Annotated in this window: 15 protein-coding genes; 8 read left to right on the top strand and 7 right to left on the bottom strand. The window is 69.7% G+C overall.

Annotated features, from left to right (window positions below; genetic code table 11):
* From QK444_RS18920 to QK444_RS18910, 3 genes are all read left to right on the top strand, one after another.
* Window positions 1–628 (top strand): iron-sulfur cluster-binding domain-containing protein (locus QK444_RS18920; protein WP_282782106.1); only part of this gene is annotated, 628 nt, incomplete at its 5' end.
* Window positions 629–727: 99 nt separating this feature from the next.
* A complete protein-coding gene (locus QK444_RS18915) occupies window positions 728–1,429 on the top strand; it encodes a hypothetical protein (RefSeq protein ID WP_282782104.1) in 702 nt (233 codons plus the stop codon).
* A gap of 208 nt (window positions 1,430–1,637) precedes the next feature.
* Window positions 1,638–2,105, top strand: a complete 468-nt coding sequence (locus tag QK444_RS18910) for a PaaI family thioesterase (protein WP_282782102.1) — start codon at window positions 1,638–1,640, stop codon at window positions 2,103–2,105.
* A 56-nt stretch (window positions 2,106–2,161) separates the two neighbouring features.
* Here QK444_RS18910 and QK444_RS18905 read toward each other — a convergent pair whose 3' ends face one another.
* The 6 genes from QK444_RS18905 to QK444_RS18880 are packed head-to-tail and all read right to left on the bottom strand — an operon-like array spanning window position 2,162 to window position 7,207.
* The gene (locus QK444_RS18905) at window positions 2,162–3,004 is read right to left on the bottom strand and encodes an acyl-ACP desaturase (protein WP_282782100.1); all 843 of its coding nucleotides are present in this window, start codon (window positions 3,002–3,004) and stop codon (window positions 2,162–2,164) included.
* A 15-nt stretch (window positions 3,005–3,019) separates the two neighbouring features.
* Window positions 3,020–3,853 carry a class I SAM-dependent methyltransferase gene (locus tag QK444_RS18900; RefSeq protein WP_282782098.1) on the bottom strand — a complete coding sequence of 278 codons (834 nt, stop codon included), beginning with the start codon at window positions 3,851–3,853 and terminating at the stop codon, window positions 3,020–3,022.
* On the bottom strand, window positions 3,850–4,110 hold the full coding sequence (locus QK444_RS18895; protein WP_282782096.1) for an acyl carrier protein: 261 nt from the start codon (window positions 4,108–4,110) through the stop codon (window positions 3,850–3,852). The genes QK444_RS18900 and QK444_RS18895 overlap by 4 nt, the downstream gene beginning before the upstream one ends.
* A complete protein-coding gene (locus QK444_RS18890) occupies window positions 4,107–4,664 on the bottom strand; it encodes a PaaI family thioesterase (protein ID WP_282782095.1) in 558 nt (185 codons plus the stop codon). The genes QK444_RS18895 and QK444_RS18890 overlap by 4 nt, the downstream gene beginning before the upstream one ends.
* 2 nt (window positions 4,665–4,666) lie before the next feature.
* Window positions 4,667–5,455 carry a ferritin-like domain-containing protein gene (locus QK444_RS18885; RefSeq protein WP_282782093.1) on the bottom strand — a complete coding sequence of 263 codons (789 nt, stop codon included), beginning with the start codon at window positions 5,453–5,455 and terminating at the stop codon, window positions 4,667–4,669.
* 36 nt (window positions 5,456–5,491) lie between these two features.
* Complete coding sequence (locus QK444_RS18880) at window positions 5,492–7,207, bottom strand: fatty acyl-AMP ligase (RefSeq protein ID WP_282782108.1); 1,716 nt, start codon at window positions 7,205–7,207, stop codon at window positions 5,492–5,494.
* A 233-nt stretch (window positions 7,208–7,440) separates the two neighbouring features.
* Here QK444_RS18880 and QK444_RS18875 point away from each other — a divergent pair, with 233 nt between their 5' ends.
* The 5 genes from QK444_RS18875 to gndA all read left to right on the top strand — a co-directional run bounded on the left by QK444_RS18875 (window position 7,441) and on the right by gndA (window position 13,998).
* On the top strand, window positions 7,441–8,679 hold the full coding sequence (locus QK444_RS18875) for a cytochrome P450 (RefSeq protein WP_282782090.1): 1,239 nt from the start codon (window positions 7,441–7,443) through the stop codon (window positions 8,677–8,679).
* Window positions 8,676–9,896 (top strand): cytochrome P450, encoded by a 1,221-nt coding sequence (locus QK444_RS18870; RefSeq protein WP_282782088.1) that lies wholly within the window; start codon window positions 8,676–8,678, stop codon window positions 9,894–9,896. Before QK444_RS18875 ends, QK444_RS18870 begins: the two co-directional genes overlap by 4 nt.
* A complete protein-coding gene (locus QK444_RS18865; RefSeq protein WP_282782086.1) occupies window positions 9,893–11,197 on the top strand; it encodes an FAD-dependent monooxygenase in 1,305 nt (434 codons plus the stop codon). The genes QK444_RS18870 and QK444_RS18865 overlap by 4 nt, the downstream gene beginning before the upstream one ends.
* 22 nt (window positions 11,198–11,219) lie before the next feature.
* The gene (locus QK444_RS18860; RefSeq protein ID WP_282782085.1) at window positions 11,220–12,488 is read left to right on the top strand and encodes a cytochrome P450; all 1,269 of its coding nucleotides are present in this window, start codon (window positions 11,220–11,222) and stop codon (window positions 12,486–12,488) included.
* A 67-nt stretch (window positions 12,489–12,555) separates the two neighbouring features.
* Window positions 12,556–13,998 carry an NADP-dependent phosphogluconate dehydrogenase gene (gene gndA, locus QK444_RS18855; RefSeq protein ID WP_282782083.1) on the top strand — a complete coding sequence of 481 codons (1,443 nt, stop codon included), beginning with the start codon at window positions 12,556–12,558 and terminating at the stop codon, window positions 13,996–13,998.
* Window positions 13,999–14,033: 35 nt separating this feature from the next.
* Here gndA and QK444_RS18850 read toward each other — a convergent pair.
* A partial coding sequence (locus QK444_RS18850) for a hypothetical protein (protein ID WP_282782082.1) occupies window positions 14,034–14,390 on the bottom strand: 357 nt, incomplete at its 5' end.

Below are 14,390 nucleotides of genomic sequence, written 5' to 3'. Positions count from 1 at the left end.
CGTCGCTGCCCCGGAGTACCTCTTCGTGGCGGGCGGGATCGGGATCACCCCGATCCTGCCCATGCTCGCGGCCGCCGAGCGGGCCGGGGCGCGGTGGACCCTGCACTACGGCGCTCGGACCCGGGCGCACCTGGCCTTCGCCGATGAGCTGGCCCGCCGCTATCCGGGGGTGGTGAACCTGGTGCCGCAGAACGAATTCGGTGTGCTGCCCCTGGAGCGGATACTCGCGGACACCGCCGCCACGGTGTACTGCTGCGGGCCCGCACCGCTGCTGGATGCGGTCGAGAAGCTCTGCGGCAGCAGCGGACTCGCGGTGCACACCGAGCGATTCACCGCCCGTGACACCGGCGACGCCGTCGACCGGGAGTTCGAGATCCGCCTGGCCGCCAGCGCCCGCACCCTGCGGGTGCCGGTCGGCCGGTCCATCGCGGAGGTGCTGGAGAGCGCGGGCCTGCCGGTGATCACCTCGTGCCGCGAGGGCACCTGCGGCAGTTGCGAGACCGCCGTCCTGGACGGCGAGATCGACCATCGCGACACGATCCTGACCGCCGCCGAGCGCGAGCGCGGCGACACCATGATGCTGTGCGTCTCGCGGGCGCACACGGATGTGCTGGTCCTGGATCTGTAATGCGCGGTCGGTGCCGGAATCGGGTCACACAAGCGTGCGCGTACCCCACGCGCCGGTCTCCCGTTCGGGAACACGAGAAGTAGAAGGAAACACACACCGATGAGGAAAACTGCCGCGGCGTCCGCGCTGCTCGCCGCCGCGCTGTGCATCACCGCCGGAGCCACCGGTACGGCGCAGGCCGACGAGGGCGTCGTCAACTACACCGCGACCACCACCGAAACCTCCGCCGTCATCACCACCGACGCGGGCTCCCTGGACGTCGACAACGGCGTGCTGAAGATCAAGGCCCCCAACGGCGATGTCATCGCGGGCACCGAACTGTCCTTCCGGGTGGACGAATTCGTCTTCCCGATCGCCGCCGACATCGTCGACCGCACCGTCACGCTCACCCCGCTGTTCAGCCTCGCGCACGCGGAGTACAAGCCGGTCGCCCTGCCGTTCGAGGACCGGGCGTCCTGGAAGACCGAATACGACCGGGAGAAGGACGCCTGGAGCCGGATGACCTCCACCATCAGCCTGGGCGCGGCGGTCGCCGCCCTGGTCGGCGGTATCGGTGGCGCGGGCGTGGGCTGCATCCTGGGCGGCATCGCCGGTGCCACCATCGCCTCGGCCACCATTGTCGGCCTGTTCGGTCCGTTCATCCCGGCCGCCGCCGTCGGCTGCATCGGCGGCATCCTGGCCATGGGATCGCTGGGCGCGGTCGCCGGTCAGATCCTGATCACCGCGCCCGTCGCCATCATGGCGGCCGTGCAGTACTTCACCACCATCAATTCGCCGATGCCCAACAAGCCGGCGAAGTAAGGACTCCGGCGCGTAGCGCCGGGGGGACAGGGACCCCCGCTCGGACCTCGGCCCGGGCGGGGGTCTTGTCGGTCGGACGGGGGAGTTCGGTGCGGCCGCGATCTCGATCACCCGATCGGATATCGGAATGGAATGGCTTGCGGCCATGCGGAATTCACCCGGATTCGATCGAATGGCCGGGCATTCGATCGCCAGGGAGGAAGAATTCATGACCAGCACCGACACCCCGGTCAACGGCACCGTCGCCACGCGCGTGAGCGAGCTGACGGAGGTCTTCGCGCGGGGACTACAGGAGAACCTCGGCGTCGGCGCATCGCTGGGCATTCGCCTGGAGAGCGCCGGGGACGGGTGCACCCGCTACTACCTGGACCCCAATCCGGCCACCATCAACGCCATGTTCACCGTGCACGGCGGGGTGATCGCCACCCTCATGGACACCGCCATGGGCAGTGCGGTGTTCACCAGACTCGGTGACGGCGTGGCGTACACGACGCTGGAGCTGAAGGTGAACTTCATTCGCGCGGTCACCCTCGACGGCAGTCGGCTCACCTGCGAGGCCACCGTGGTGCACGTGGGGCGCAGCACGGCGACGGCGGAGGGGCGGATCACCGACGCCAACGGGAAGCTGATCGCGCACGGCACCACCACGATTCTGGTGCTGCGGCCGCAGGGTTGAGTGGGACGGGAAAGGGCCCCTCGTGGAGGGGCCCTTTCGGTCGGGATCGACGCGGGTCAGGCCAGCGAACGGCACTGGGCGATGAAGGCGGCCAGTTCGTCCACCCGGTCCGAGCGTGCGTCCACGGCCCGATCGATCACCTTGAGCAGGTGTTCGTAGGCCGCGGTGTGGTCGTAGTCGGCGACATCGGCGATGCGCAGCGCCCACCGCCAGTAGCCGCGCAGCGTATCCGCCAGGGGCATGCGGAATCCCGCGATGACGTCGCGGATCGGCTCCACCGCGGAGTCGCCCTGGGTACGCAGGTAGCGGGTCACCACATCGGCCATGAAGCTGAAGTGCCGCGCCTCGTCGCGCGACAGCCTGGTCAGCACCGCGCCCAGCACCGGATCACCGGACACCTCCCGCAGCTGCTGGTAGTACATCTGTGTGGCCTTCTCCTGGACCAGCGCGTAGGCGAAGAACTGCACCGGATGCGTGTAGGGCAGGTCGAACGGCTTGCGCCCCTCGACCGCCAGTTCCTCGCGCAGCGCGCCGCGTTCGGCGAGGCCCGCCGCCTCCTGGTAGCGCGTCAGGGCGCGGGCGTGGGTGTCCTCCTCGAGCGCCCAGCGGACGGTGAAGTGGTAGAGCTCCCGATTGTGCACGGCGGTGGCCAGGTCCACGCTGTCGTCGATCGGGAAGTTCCGTTGGTACACATCGAAATACCCGGGCAGGTGGTCCTCGATGTAGGTCACGAACCGCACCGCGGAGCGCTGTCCCTCGGTCAGGCGGTCGGCGTCGGCGGCCGCCCAGTCGAACGCGGTCTCCACATCCCAGGCGCGGGTGGCGGGCGAGGCGGCCAGGAAGCCGTCCACGGCCGCCGTCAGTTCGTCCGCGGGTAGCAGCGCGGATTCCAGATTCACGATCCCTCCCGGGCGTCAGCGGGCATTGCGGCACACCAGCGCGTAATGCTTGGTGGTGTAACCCCATCCGGCATTGGCGATCTCCAGGTAGTGCCGCAGCGTCGCGGCCAGCCCGGTGCGGTGCACGTCGATGCGGTCGGCGGCGGCGTCCACATTGGCGATCCAGTCGTCGATGGTGCGCCGATAGTGCTCGGTGAGATCGTCCACCGAGACGATGGAGAAACCGGCGTCCTCGGCGGCGGTGACCAGATCCGACAGCGGCCGCAGATCGCCCCAGCCGAAGATGTCGGCGCGCACGAACTCGGTACCGGCCCGCTCGTCGAAGGCGCGGTGCGCGGCGGCATTGCGGAAGCAGCTCTCCGAGACGTACAGGGTGCCGCCGCGGCGCAGCACCGCGCGGGCCCGCCGGAACACCTCGTCCAGATCGGGCATGTGCACGATGGAGCCGAGCATGGTCACCGCGTCCACGCCGCGGGCGGGCAGTTCGAGCCGTTCGAAGTGCCCGACTCGGGTGCGCACCCGGTCGGCCACCCCGCGCGCGGTCGCCTGCGCGGCGATGTACTCGTGCTGGCGCGGTGCGGGACTGATGCCGAGGGTGTCGCAGCCGAACTCCTCGGCCATGAACAGGATCAGCGCACCCCAGCCGCAGCCGACGTCCATGAGCCGTTCGCCGCCGCGCAGCCTGAGCCGGTCGGCGACGAAGCGCAGTTTGTTGCGCTGGGCGACCTCCAGGGTGTCGCCGTCGGATTCGTAGAGCGCCGAACTGTACTTGCGCAGCGGGTCCAGGAACTGGCCGAAGATATCGGGATCGAGGTCGTAGTGCTGATTGGTGTCCGCCGTGACCGTCACGCCGCCGCCTCGCGCAGCGCCTCGGCCACCACGGCCACCACGTCGGCCAGGGTGGCGGTGCCGAAGACGTCCTGGTCGTCGAGTTCGATGTCGTAGGTGCGTTCGATGCGGGCGATCATGCGCAGCACGCGCACCGAGTCGACACCGGCCATGCCGCGCAGGTCGGCGTCGGGCAGCAGTGCCGATTCGGCCAGTCCGGTTTCCGCGGCGGCGATCTCGGTGACGGTGCGCAGGATGTCGTCGGTGGAGGTGGTCATGGCTGAACTCCATTCGGGGAGAGGGGATTCGCCGTGGCGATGGCGTGGGAGAGCAGGGCGACCTCGTCGTCGCCGAGCGTGAGTCGGTGGCGTACGTCGGTCAGCGCGAAGGGTTGGTAGGTGGCCGACGAGGTGGCGCACACCGCCCCGTCGGCGTCGAGCACATCGGCCGACGTCTGGATGAGGTCGCCGTTGTCGCTGTCGGAAAGTCGTGCGATGCAGTGGTATTCGTGGTCGACGAGCAGCGGTGTCAGGAAGCGGGTGCGCTGGGAGACGGTGAAGGCGGGCACCCGCCGGGCCAGCACGATCAGATTCCCCATCACCTCGTCGCAGACCACGCCGACGAGGCCGCCGTGCACCACACCCGGATAGGACTCGAAGGACCGGTCCAGCCGCAGGCATGCGGCCAGTCCCTCCGGATGCGGGGTGAAGGTGAGTCGCAGCCCGGACGGATTGTGCGGTGAACAGCCGAAACAGCGGTAGTCGGGGATCACCGACCACGGCACCCGCACGGCGCTGTCGGTGCCCATATCGGCGTCGGCGCTGTGCCGCACGGCTAGGCGATCACATCGGCCAGTGCGCGACGCACCTTGGCATTGCTGGACAGATCCAGGCCGGTGATTCCGGCGAAGGTGCGGCGCACCTTGTCGTGCAGCACGTCGAGCTCGCCCTCCGCGGCCACCTCGGCCAGGAACAGCTCGAATCCGGTGTCGATGGTCTCGTGATCGCCCAGTTCGGCGATTCCGGCCTTGAAGGTGCTGACCGGATGCTTGATCTTGGCCTCGGAGCTGTACACGTACAGCGTCTCCAGCACCGAAGGCAGCTCCTCGGGCCGTCGCCGCAGCCGCTCGGTGGTGTAGTGGATGAACTCCCGGGCGTGCCCGGCCTCATCGCGACTGGCATTGAGCAGCAGGTTCTTCAGCACCGGTTCGGCCACCCAGTTCGAGACCGCGCGGTAGACGTGATTGACCGTGAGTTCGGAGATGATATTGGTGGCCAGGGTCGCCGAGGGCGTGGTGCCGGGGGCGTACGGCTCGCGCATGGCGTCCACCGCGGTATCGGCCACATCCTCGCCGATGGCCCGCAGCCAGGAGCGGAAGGCGTAGTGATGCTGCACCTCCTGGTAGCCCCACACCACGGCGAAGGTGGAGAAGTCGTAGTCGTCCACGAACTCCTGGAGGAATCCGTGCACGGCGGCGATGACATTGGATTCGCCCATGGCGGCGCTCTTGGCCAGGGTCACGTACTCGGGTCGGACCAGGGTGGGGTCTACGGTGTCGAGGGCGAGGTCGCCCAGCTGCCAATGCAGGCGCTCGTAGTGGCGGAAGACGTCGTAGCTGTGCACGGGGACTCCTGGGGTCGGGTCGAATAGCGTTGCGCGTCAAGGGTGCTGGGCGATGAGGTCGCGGGCGGCGAGCCGCTGGAGCTTGCCGCTGCTGGTGCGGGGGATGGTGCGCGGCGCGACCAGGTGCACCCGCACCGCGGCGAGGCCGAGATCGGCCGTGATGCGGGCGCGAATGGCGTCGGCGAGGGAATCGGCGGTCGCGCCGGTGTATTCGGATTCGGCGATGAGGGCGATGACATCGTCACCGTCGGGATCGACGGCGGCGGTGCAGCGGCCCTGGTACACGCCGTCGAGGTCGCGCACGGCCGCCTCGACATCCTGGGCGTAGTAGTTCACGCCGCGCACGGTGATCATGTCCTTGCACCTGCCGGTGACGAAAAGCTCACCAGCACGGCGGTATCCGAGATCGCCGGTGCGCAGCCAGCCGTCCTCGAAGCGGTCCGCCACGCTCTCCGGGTCGACCACGAAATAGCCGTCGGTCACCGCCGCGCCCCGGATCAGGATCTCGCCGACCCAGCCGTCGGGCAGGTCGATGCCGGAATCGGTGGCGACGATGCGGATCTCCATCTCCGCCACGGGCGCGCCCACCCCCGCCACCGCGCGGGCATCGGCCTGTTCCGGTGGAACGGTGTGGGCCACCGCGGCGTCGGAGAGCAGTGCGCGGTCCACCCATTCGAAGACGGGGGCACGGCCCAGCGGCGGGAAGGCCACCGCGAGGGTGGCCTCGGCCATGCCGTACACCCCGAACATGGTGTCGCGGCGGAATCCGGCGGGGGCGAAGCGGTCGCAGAACCGCGTGACCACGTCGTGCGAAATGGGTTCCGCGCCATTGAAGGCGATGCGCCAGCGGCTCAGATCGTATTCGGCTACCCGCTCCGGCGGCACCGCCGCGAGCAGCGCCTCGTACCCGAAATTGGGCATGGCGGTGATGGTGGTGCCGCTGGCGGCGAATTCCCGCAACCAGCGCGCCGGATCCTTGACGAACGCCAGCGGCGACCAGATGTGCGCCGGAATACCGCGCAGGATCGCCGAGAGCGTGCCGAACAGACCCATATCGTGGAACAGCGGCAGCCAGAATCCGCCCTGGTCGTCCCGGCTCAGGTCGATGCCGGAGCGGATCGCCGCCAGGCCGCTCAGCACATTGGCGTGGGTCAGGCGCACCCCCTTGGGCAGGGCGGTGCTGCCCGAGGTGAACTGCACGATGGCGAGATTATCGGGGCCGAGGTCGGTCGGCAGCCCAGACTCTCCCGGCAGCCCAGACTCTCCCGGCAGCCCAGGTTCTCCCGGCAGCACCGAGTTCTCCGGCAGGTCTCGCTCGTAGAGCGCGGTGGCATCCAGGAATTCGACGTCCAGCGCGGTGCCGACGAGCGGCGCCAGCTCGGCCAGCCGCGGCGAGATCAGGATGGTCCGCATCCCCGCGGCCGCCGAGATGGCGGCCAGCTTCTCGGGATAGCCGCGCGCGTGCCGGATACCGGCGGGCAGCGGCAGGGGGGTGGCCGCGCCACCGGCGGTGGTGACGGCGAACAGGGCGATCAGGAATTCCGGTGCGTTGGGCGAGAGGATGCCCACCGGCTCGCCGCGGCGCAGCCCGCGCCGGATCAACTCGGTCGCGGCCACCCGGGCGCGGCGGTGCAGCTCGGCGTAGGTGATGCTCTCGGCCGATGACCAGAATGTCGCCGAAACCCGGGGATGGTCGGTCGCGATACCCGCGAAACGGCCCGGCAGCGTATCGGGCGAATTCGAGGAATTCATATCCGCCACGACAGCAGCGAATGGTGACCGAGCCCTGAACTGCTGCTGAATCCTGAGCGCTGATAACCAGCGCCGATCGGCCAATCGTCGTGTGCGATAACCGAATTCGGCTATGGAGCGATAGGCGTGGCCGATCGCTCCGGTCGACCGGGCGATGGTGCCCGCACGATGGACGCCGAAACAGTGCTCACCACCGATGAATTATCGCGTGGAATTCTTTTCAGGAGTTGCCGGTGAGTTCGGACCATTCCGCGGTGCGGGAATTGACCCCGGTGCAGCGGGCTGTGATCGACAGCGTCGCGCCGCAGATGCGGCACAATCCCTACGACAGCTATGAGATCCTGCGCGCGGCCGGGCCTTTCGTGCCCGGTCCGCACGATACCCAACTGGTGACCCGGCACGCGGACGCGCAGGCCATTCTGCAGGACGCGCGCTGGAGCCACGCCGAGGAACCCGACCTGCTGCACGGCGACAGCGATGTGGAACTGCCCGGCTCCTTCCTCTGGATGGAACCGCCGGACCACACCCGGCTGCGCGGACTGGTCGGCAAGGCGTTCACCGCACGCACCGTGCACGGGCTGCGCGAGCGGGCCGAGCAACTGGTCGACGACCTGCTGTCACATATGCTCGCCGACGGCGACGTGGAGGTGTTGGAGGCGCTGGCGTATCCGGTGCCGCTCACCCTCATCTGCGAACTGCTGGGGGTTCCGGCCGAGGCGCACCAGCGAGTACGGGCCATGTCCGCGGGCATCGCCCGGGGGCTGGACCCGGATCTGCTGCTCTCCCCGGAGGACCTGGCCGCCCGCACCGCCGCCGTGCACGAATTCACGGAATTCTTCGGCGATCTGGTGGAGCAGCGGCGTCGCGCACCACGCGCGGATCTGATCACGGCACTGGTGCAGGCCGAGGAATCCGGGGTGCGGCTGACCCCGACCGAACTCATCGGCACCCTGCTCATCCTGGTGGTCGCCGGACACGAGACCACCGTCAACCTGATCGGCAACGGCGTGCTGGCGCTGATCCGCAATCCCGCCGAGTTCCGGCGACTGTGCGATCACCCCGAACTGAGCGCCTCGGCGGTGGACGAGGTGCTGCGCTACGACCCGCCAGTCCACCTCACCACGCGCACCGCCCACGACGAGATCACCGTCGGCGGAAGGACTTTCACGCCCGGCGAGGCGGTGATCGTCCTGCTCGGCTCCGCCAATCGGGACCCGGCGGCCTTCCCGGTGGCCGACCGCTTCGACATCACCCGCTTCCAGCCCGGACACCGTCCCGAACGGCACCTGTCGTTCGGACTCGGGCTGCACTACTGCCTGGGCGCGCCGCTGGCCCGCCTGGAGATGCAGACGGTGCTGCGCGCCATCGCCACCCGCGTGCGGTCGCTGACCCTGCTCGAGGAACCGCCGTACCGGCCGAATGTGGTCGTGCGCGGCATGTCACAGCTGCGAGTCCGCTTGGAGGGCCGATGAGCACCGCCGTTCCCGACATCACCTTCGACGCCTTCGATCCCGAGTTCCGCGCCGACCCGTATCCGGCCTACCGGCGGGTGCGCGACGCCGCCGCGCTGTTCCCCTACCAATTCGGCGACGTGCCGGTCACTCTCGTCACCCGGTACGAGGAATGCGCCGAGATCCTGACCGGATCGGACTGGGGGCACGGTTACGCCGCGGGCATCAGCCCGTTCCGCGACACCACCGCGGCCATCCCGGGCTCGTTCGTGCGCATGGACCCGCCCGAGCACGGCCGCTACCGCAAGCTGGTGGCCAAGGCGTTCACCCCGCGCATGATGGCCGAGCTGGTACCGGTCGCCGGGGCGGTGGTGAACGACCTGGTCGACGCCGCGGTCGAGCGGGGCGGCCTGGATGTGCTGGCCGATCTCGCGGTGCCGCTCGCGGTGGCCATGGTTCCGGTGCGACTGCTGGGCGCCGATCCGGCCGATGGTGACCGCTTCCGGCAGTGGCAGCTGGCCATCGCCCGCGGCAGCGATCCGGATTCCCTGCTGGACGCCGCCGCCATCGCCGCGCGGGGGACGGCCGCCATGGAGTGCATGGGACATTTCGCCGCCCTCATCGCCGCGAAGAAGTCCGCCCCCACCCCGGACCTGCTGAGCGAGTTGGTCGCCGCCAGCGTGGACGGCGACACGCTCACCGAACCCGAGGTGATCGGCATGTCGGTGCTCACCCTGGTGGCGGGTATGGAGACCTCCATCAACCTGATCGGCAACGGCATGCTGGCCCTGCTCCGGCATCCCGAGCAACTGCGCAGACTGCGGGACGAACCGGAACTCATCGGTCCCGCGCTGGACGAGATGCTGCGCTACGACGCCCCCACCCAGTTCACCATCCGGGTCGCGCTCGCCGACACCGAGGTGCGCGGGCACCGCTTCCGGCGCGGCGACGGGGTGGTGGTGCTCACCGCCTCGGCCAGCCGGGACGACCGGGTGTATCCGAACGCCGACATCTTCGACATCACCCGCTACGCCGGAAATCGGCCCGCGCGCAAGCATCTCGGCTTCAGTCTCGGCGTGCACTACTGCGTGGGCGCGCCACTGGCCCGGATCGAGGCCGAAGCGGCGCTGCGCACGCTGCTCGCGCGCGCACCGGAACTGCACCTCGACGCCGACACCGTCGAATACCGGCCCAGCCTGATCCACCGCGGCGTCATGGCGCTGCCGGTGCGGCTGTGAACGGCGGGCACGCGGTCGTCATCGGAGCCGGTGTCGCCGGACTGCTGGCGGCCCGGGTGCTGGCCGACACCTGTTCGCGTGTCACCGTTCTCGAACGCGACGAGGTGGGAACCGGCCCGCGGCGCGGAGTGCCGCAGGCCGGACATCTGCACGGGCTGCTGGACCGGGGCCGCACGATCATCGAGGAGCTGTATCCCGGCTATACCGCCGATCTGGTGCGGCGCGGGGCCACCACCGCCGAGGTCCTGGTCGGAACCCGCTGGTACGTGGGCGGTTCCCGGCTCGCCGCCACCCCGACCGGACTCACCTCGGCCATCGCCACCCGGCCGCTGCTGGAGTCGGTGCTGCGCGAACGCACTCTCGCACTGCCGAATATCGAACTGCGCGAACGGACCTCGGCACGCGGTCTGGTCGGGGACGCGCGGTGGGTGTCCGCCGTCGCCACCGACCGCGAACCGGCCCTGCGCGCGGACCTCGTCGTCGACGCCGCCGGACGGGGTTCGCGGATCCGGGAATGGCTGACCGCGCTCGGTGCGCGAGCGCCCCGGGAGGAACGCCTCGATATCGATCTCGGCTACGCCTCCCGGTTCTATCGGCATCGGCCCGGACAGCTCGGCGGGCAGTCCTCGGTCATCATCTCCACCGGTGCGGACGGGCGCGGCGGCGGTGCGGTGCGGGTGGAGGGCGACCGCTGGCACGTCACGCTCGCGGGCATGGTCGGCGACCACCCGCCGGTGGACGCCGCGGGCTTCGAACGCTTCGCGGCCGGTCTGGACGCCCCCGATATCCACGACATCATCACCGCCTCCGAGGCGGTCGACGCGCCGACGCCCTACCGTTTCCGCACCGCGGTACGGCGGCGGTTCGACCAGCTGGTCGCACCACCGGCGGGACTGATCGTGCTCGGTGACGCGCTGTGCAGTTTCAATCCGCTCTACGCGCAGGGGATGACGGTCGCCGCACTCCAGGCCCGCGCGCTGCGCGCGAGCCTGGACGCCGCTCCCACCGACCTGCCCGCCCGCTTCTATCGGGCCGCCGCCGACGCCACCGCCATTGCCTGGGGCATGGCGACCGGCTCGGATCTGCGGCACCCGGGGGTGCGCGGACCGCGCACGGTACGCACCCGGCTCACCAACGCCTATGTGGCGCAGGCGCATCGGGTCGCGCACGGTGACCCGGTGGTGGCGCGCACCTTCATGCGGGTCGCGCACCTGGTCGATCCGCCCGCCGCACTCGCCGATCCCCGCACGGCGGGACGAATCCTGCTGCGCGGCAACCCCCTGGCCGCAGCGCTCCGGTAGACCTCTCACAGAAGGGCTCGACATGTCCGCACCGCACGTGAACGCCGCCGTCGCCGAACCGGATTCGGCCATCCTCACCGCCATGGCGCAGGTCTTCGGACCGGACGGCCGCGCCGACCCCTACACCCCGGCCCGCGTGCTGCGCGAGGCCGGGCCGCTGCACCGCACCCCGCTGGGCCATCACGTGCTCACCCGCTACGAGGACTGCGCGGCGGTGCTGTCCACCACCGCGTGGAGCCACGCGGAGGAGGCGGCCATGATGCACCCCACCGTTTCCCCGGACGACGCGGCCGAGGAACTGCCCACCTCGTTCCTGTGGATGGAGCCGCCGGACCACACCCGGTTGCGCAACCTGGTGACCAAGGGCTTCACCCCGCGCATGGTGACTCGGCTGCGCCCGCGCATCGAGTTGCTGTGCGAGGAACTGATCGACAACGCGCTCCAGGCCCGCGAATTCGATCTCGTCGAGATGATCGCCTACCCGCTGCCGCTCATCGTCGCCTGTGAGCTGATCGGGGTGCCGCAGGACGCCTACGCCCAGGTGCACCGCTGGTCGCAGGATCTGGCGCGCGGCTTCGATCACGATTACACCCTGCCCGAGGAGGCGCTGCGGGCGCGCAGCGCGGGCTCGCGCGGATTCATGGCCTACTTCCGGGAATTGCTGAACCAGCGCCGCACCGAACCCGCCGACGATCTGCTCAGCGTGCTCTCCCGGGTCGAGGACCGCGGTGACGTGCTCACCGAACAGGAACTGCTCGCGACCTGTATCACCACCTTCGTCGCCGGGCACGAGACCACCGCCAACCTGATCGGCACCGGCATGCTGCGCCTGCTGCGCGATCCCGGCCAGCTCGCCGTCCTGCGGGAGCGACCCGACCTGCTGGCCAGCGCGCCCGACGAACTGCTGCGCCTGGACCCGTCGGTGCAGATGACCACCCGGGCCGCCACCCGGCCGCTCGCCGTGGCGGGTCATGACTTCGAACCCGGTGAGGGCGTGGTCGTGCTCATCACGTCGGCCAATCGCGACGCTGACGCCTACTCCGACCCGGACCGCATGGACGTCGCGCGCTACTCCGATCCGATGCGTCCCGCCAAGAAGCATCTGGGCTTCAGCCTCGGCATCCACTACTGCCTGGGCGCGCCGCTGGCACTGCTGGAAATGGAGGTCCTGCTCGAGGTGCTGCTGCGCAAGGTGGGTGAGATGAGTCTGTGCACGGCGGAGCCGGTGTTCAAACCCAATGTGGTCATCCGCGGTCTGGAGCGGCTGCCGGTGGAGTTCACCGCCCGGTGATCCGGCCGCGCCGTCCAGGTAGGGTTTGCCTCGCATTCACACCTGTCGAACGGAAAGAGGCTCTTTCATGGCGACCTCGGAAGCGCGTGCCCAGATCGGTGTCACCGGCCTGGCGGTCATGGGCAGCAATATCGCCCGCAACTTCGCGCGCAACGGCTACACCGTTGCCCTGCACAACCGCAGTGTCGCCAAGACCGACGCCCTGCTGGAGGCGTACGGCGACGAGGGTGATTTCGTGCGCACCGAGACCATCGCCGAATTCGTCGCCGCGCTCGAACGACCCCGCCGGGTGCTGATCATGGTCAAGGCCGGTGACGCCACCGACGCCGTGATCGCCGAGCTCGCCGACGCCATGGAACCCGGCGACATCATCATCGACGGCGGCAACGCGCTCTACACCGACACCATCCGCCGCGAGCAGGCGATGGCCGCGCGCGGGCTGAACTTCGTCGGCGCGGGCATCTCCGGCGGTGAGGAGGGCGCGCTCAACGGTCCGGCCATCATGCCGGGCGGGCCGAAGGAGTCCTACGAGTCGCTGGGGCCGATGTTGGAGTCCATCGCCGCGCAGGTCGACGGCACCCCGTGCTGCACCCACATCGGCCCCGACGGCTCCGGGCACTTCGTGAAGATGGTGCACAACGGCATCGAGTACGCCGACATGCAGCTCATCGGCGAGGCCTACCACCTGTTCCGCGACGCCCTCGGCTTCGACGCCAAGCAGATCGCCGACGTGTTCACCGACTGGAACTCCGGTGATCTGGAGTCCTACCTGGTCGAGATCACCGCCGAGGTACTGAACCAGGTCGACGCCACCACCGGCAAGCCCCTGGTCGACGTGATCGTCGATGCCGCCGAGCAGAAGGGCACCGGCCGCTGGACGGTCAAATCCGCGCTCGATCTCGGCATCCCGGTCACCGGCATCGCCGAAGCGGTGTTCGCCCGGGCGCTGTCGGGTGCACGGGCCCAGCGCAAGGCCGCGGTCGGGCTGGCGTCGGGCACCCTGGCCGCGCGGCCCACCGATATCGCGCGGTTCACCGAGGACATCCGCCAGGCGCTGTACGCCTCCAAGATCGTCGCCTACGCCCAGGGCTTCGATCAGATCGCGGCCGGGTCCGCCGAATACGACTGGGATCTCAACCCGGGTGATATGGCCACCATCTGGCGGGGCGGCTGCATCATCCGCGCGCGGTTCCTGAACCGGATCAAGGAAGCCTACGAGGCGAATCCGGAACTGCCCTCGCTCATCCTCGCGCCGTATTTCCGCGCGGCCATCGAGACCGCCATCGACTCGTGGCGGCGTGTGGTGTCCACGGCCACCCTGCTCGGCATCCCGGTTCCGGCGTTCGCGTCCTCGCTGTCCTACTACGACGCGCTGCGCGCCGAGCGCCTCCCGGCGGCGCTGACCCAAGGCCAGCGTGACTTCTTCGGCGCGCACACCTACGAACGCGTCGACGCCGAGGGCAAGTTCCACACCCTCTGGAGCGGAGACCGCAGCGAAGTGCGGGCGTGAAGCGAGGCGGCCGCGGGCGCGCCGCTCGCGGTCGCTCAGTCGATCCGTCGGATCAACACCGCCTTGAACAGGAAAACCGCCGCGTGGGAACAGATTCGGTAGATCCCGGCGCCGTCGGCACTGAGGTCGGAGATGCCGAAACCCTTCGCCGCCGTGCGGTAGAGCTCCGAATCCGCCGGGGTGGCCGCCCCCGCCACCCGATCGGTCTGCACCACCAGTTCGTCGGTATGGCCCAGCGGTGGGATCCGCGCCTGCTCGACGAACACCTCCAGCACGTTGGCGAGGACGCGCAGCGCGGTGGGGTTGCGGGCGGGAATGCCCAGTAGATAGGCGAGTCGGCGGGCGGCCAGCGCGGGTTCGCGGTACACGCTCGCGGCCTCCGCGAGACCGAG

The organism is Nocardia sp. CC201C, assembly GCF_030010695.1.
Lineage (GTDB): Bacteria > Actinomycetota > Actinomycetes > Mycobacteriales > Mycobacteriaceae > Nocardia > Nocardia otitidiscaviarum.
Note: the sequence above shows the minus strand (reverse complement) of the source record. Positions and strands in the feature narration are given on the sequence as shown.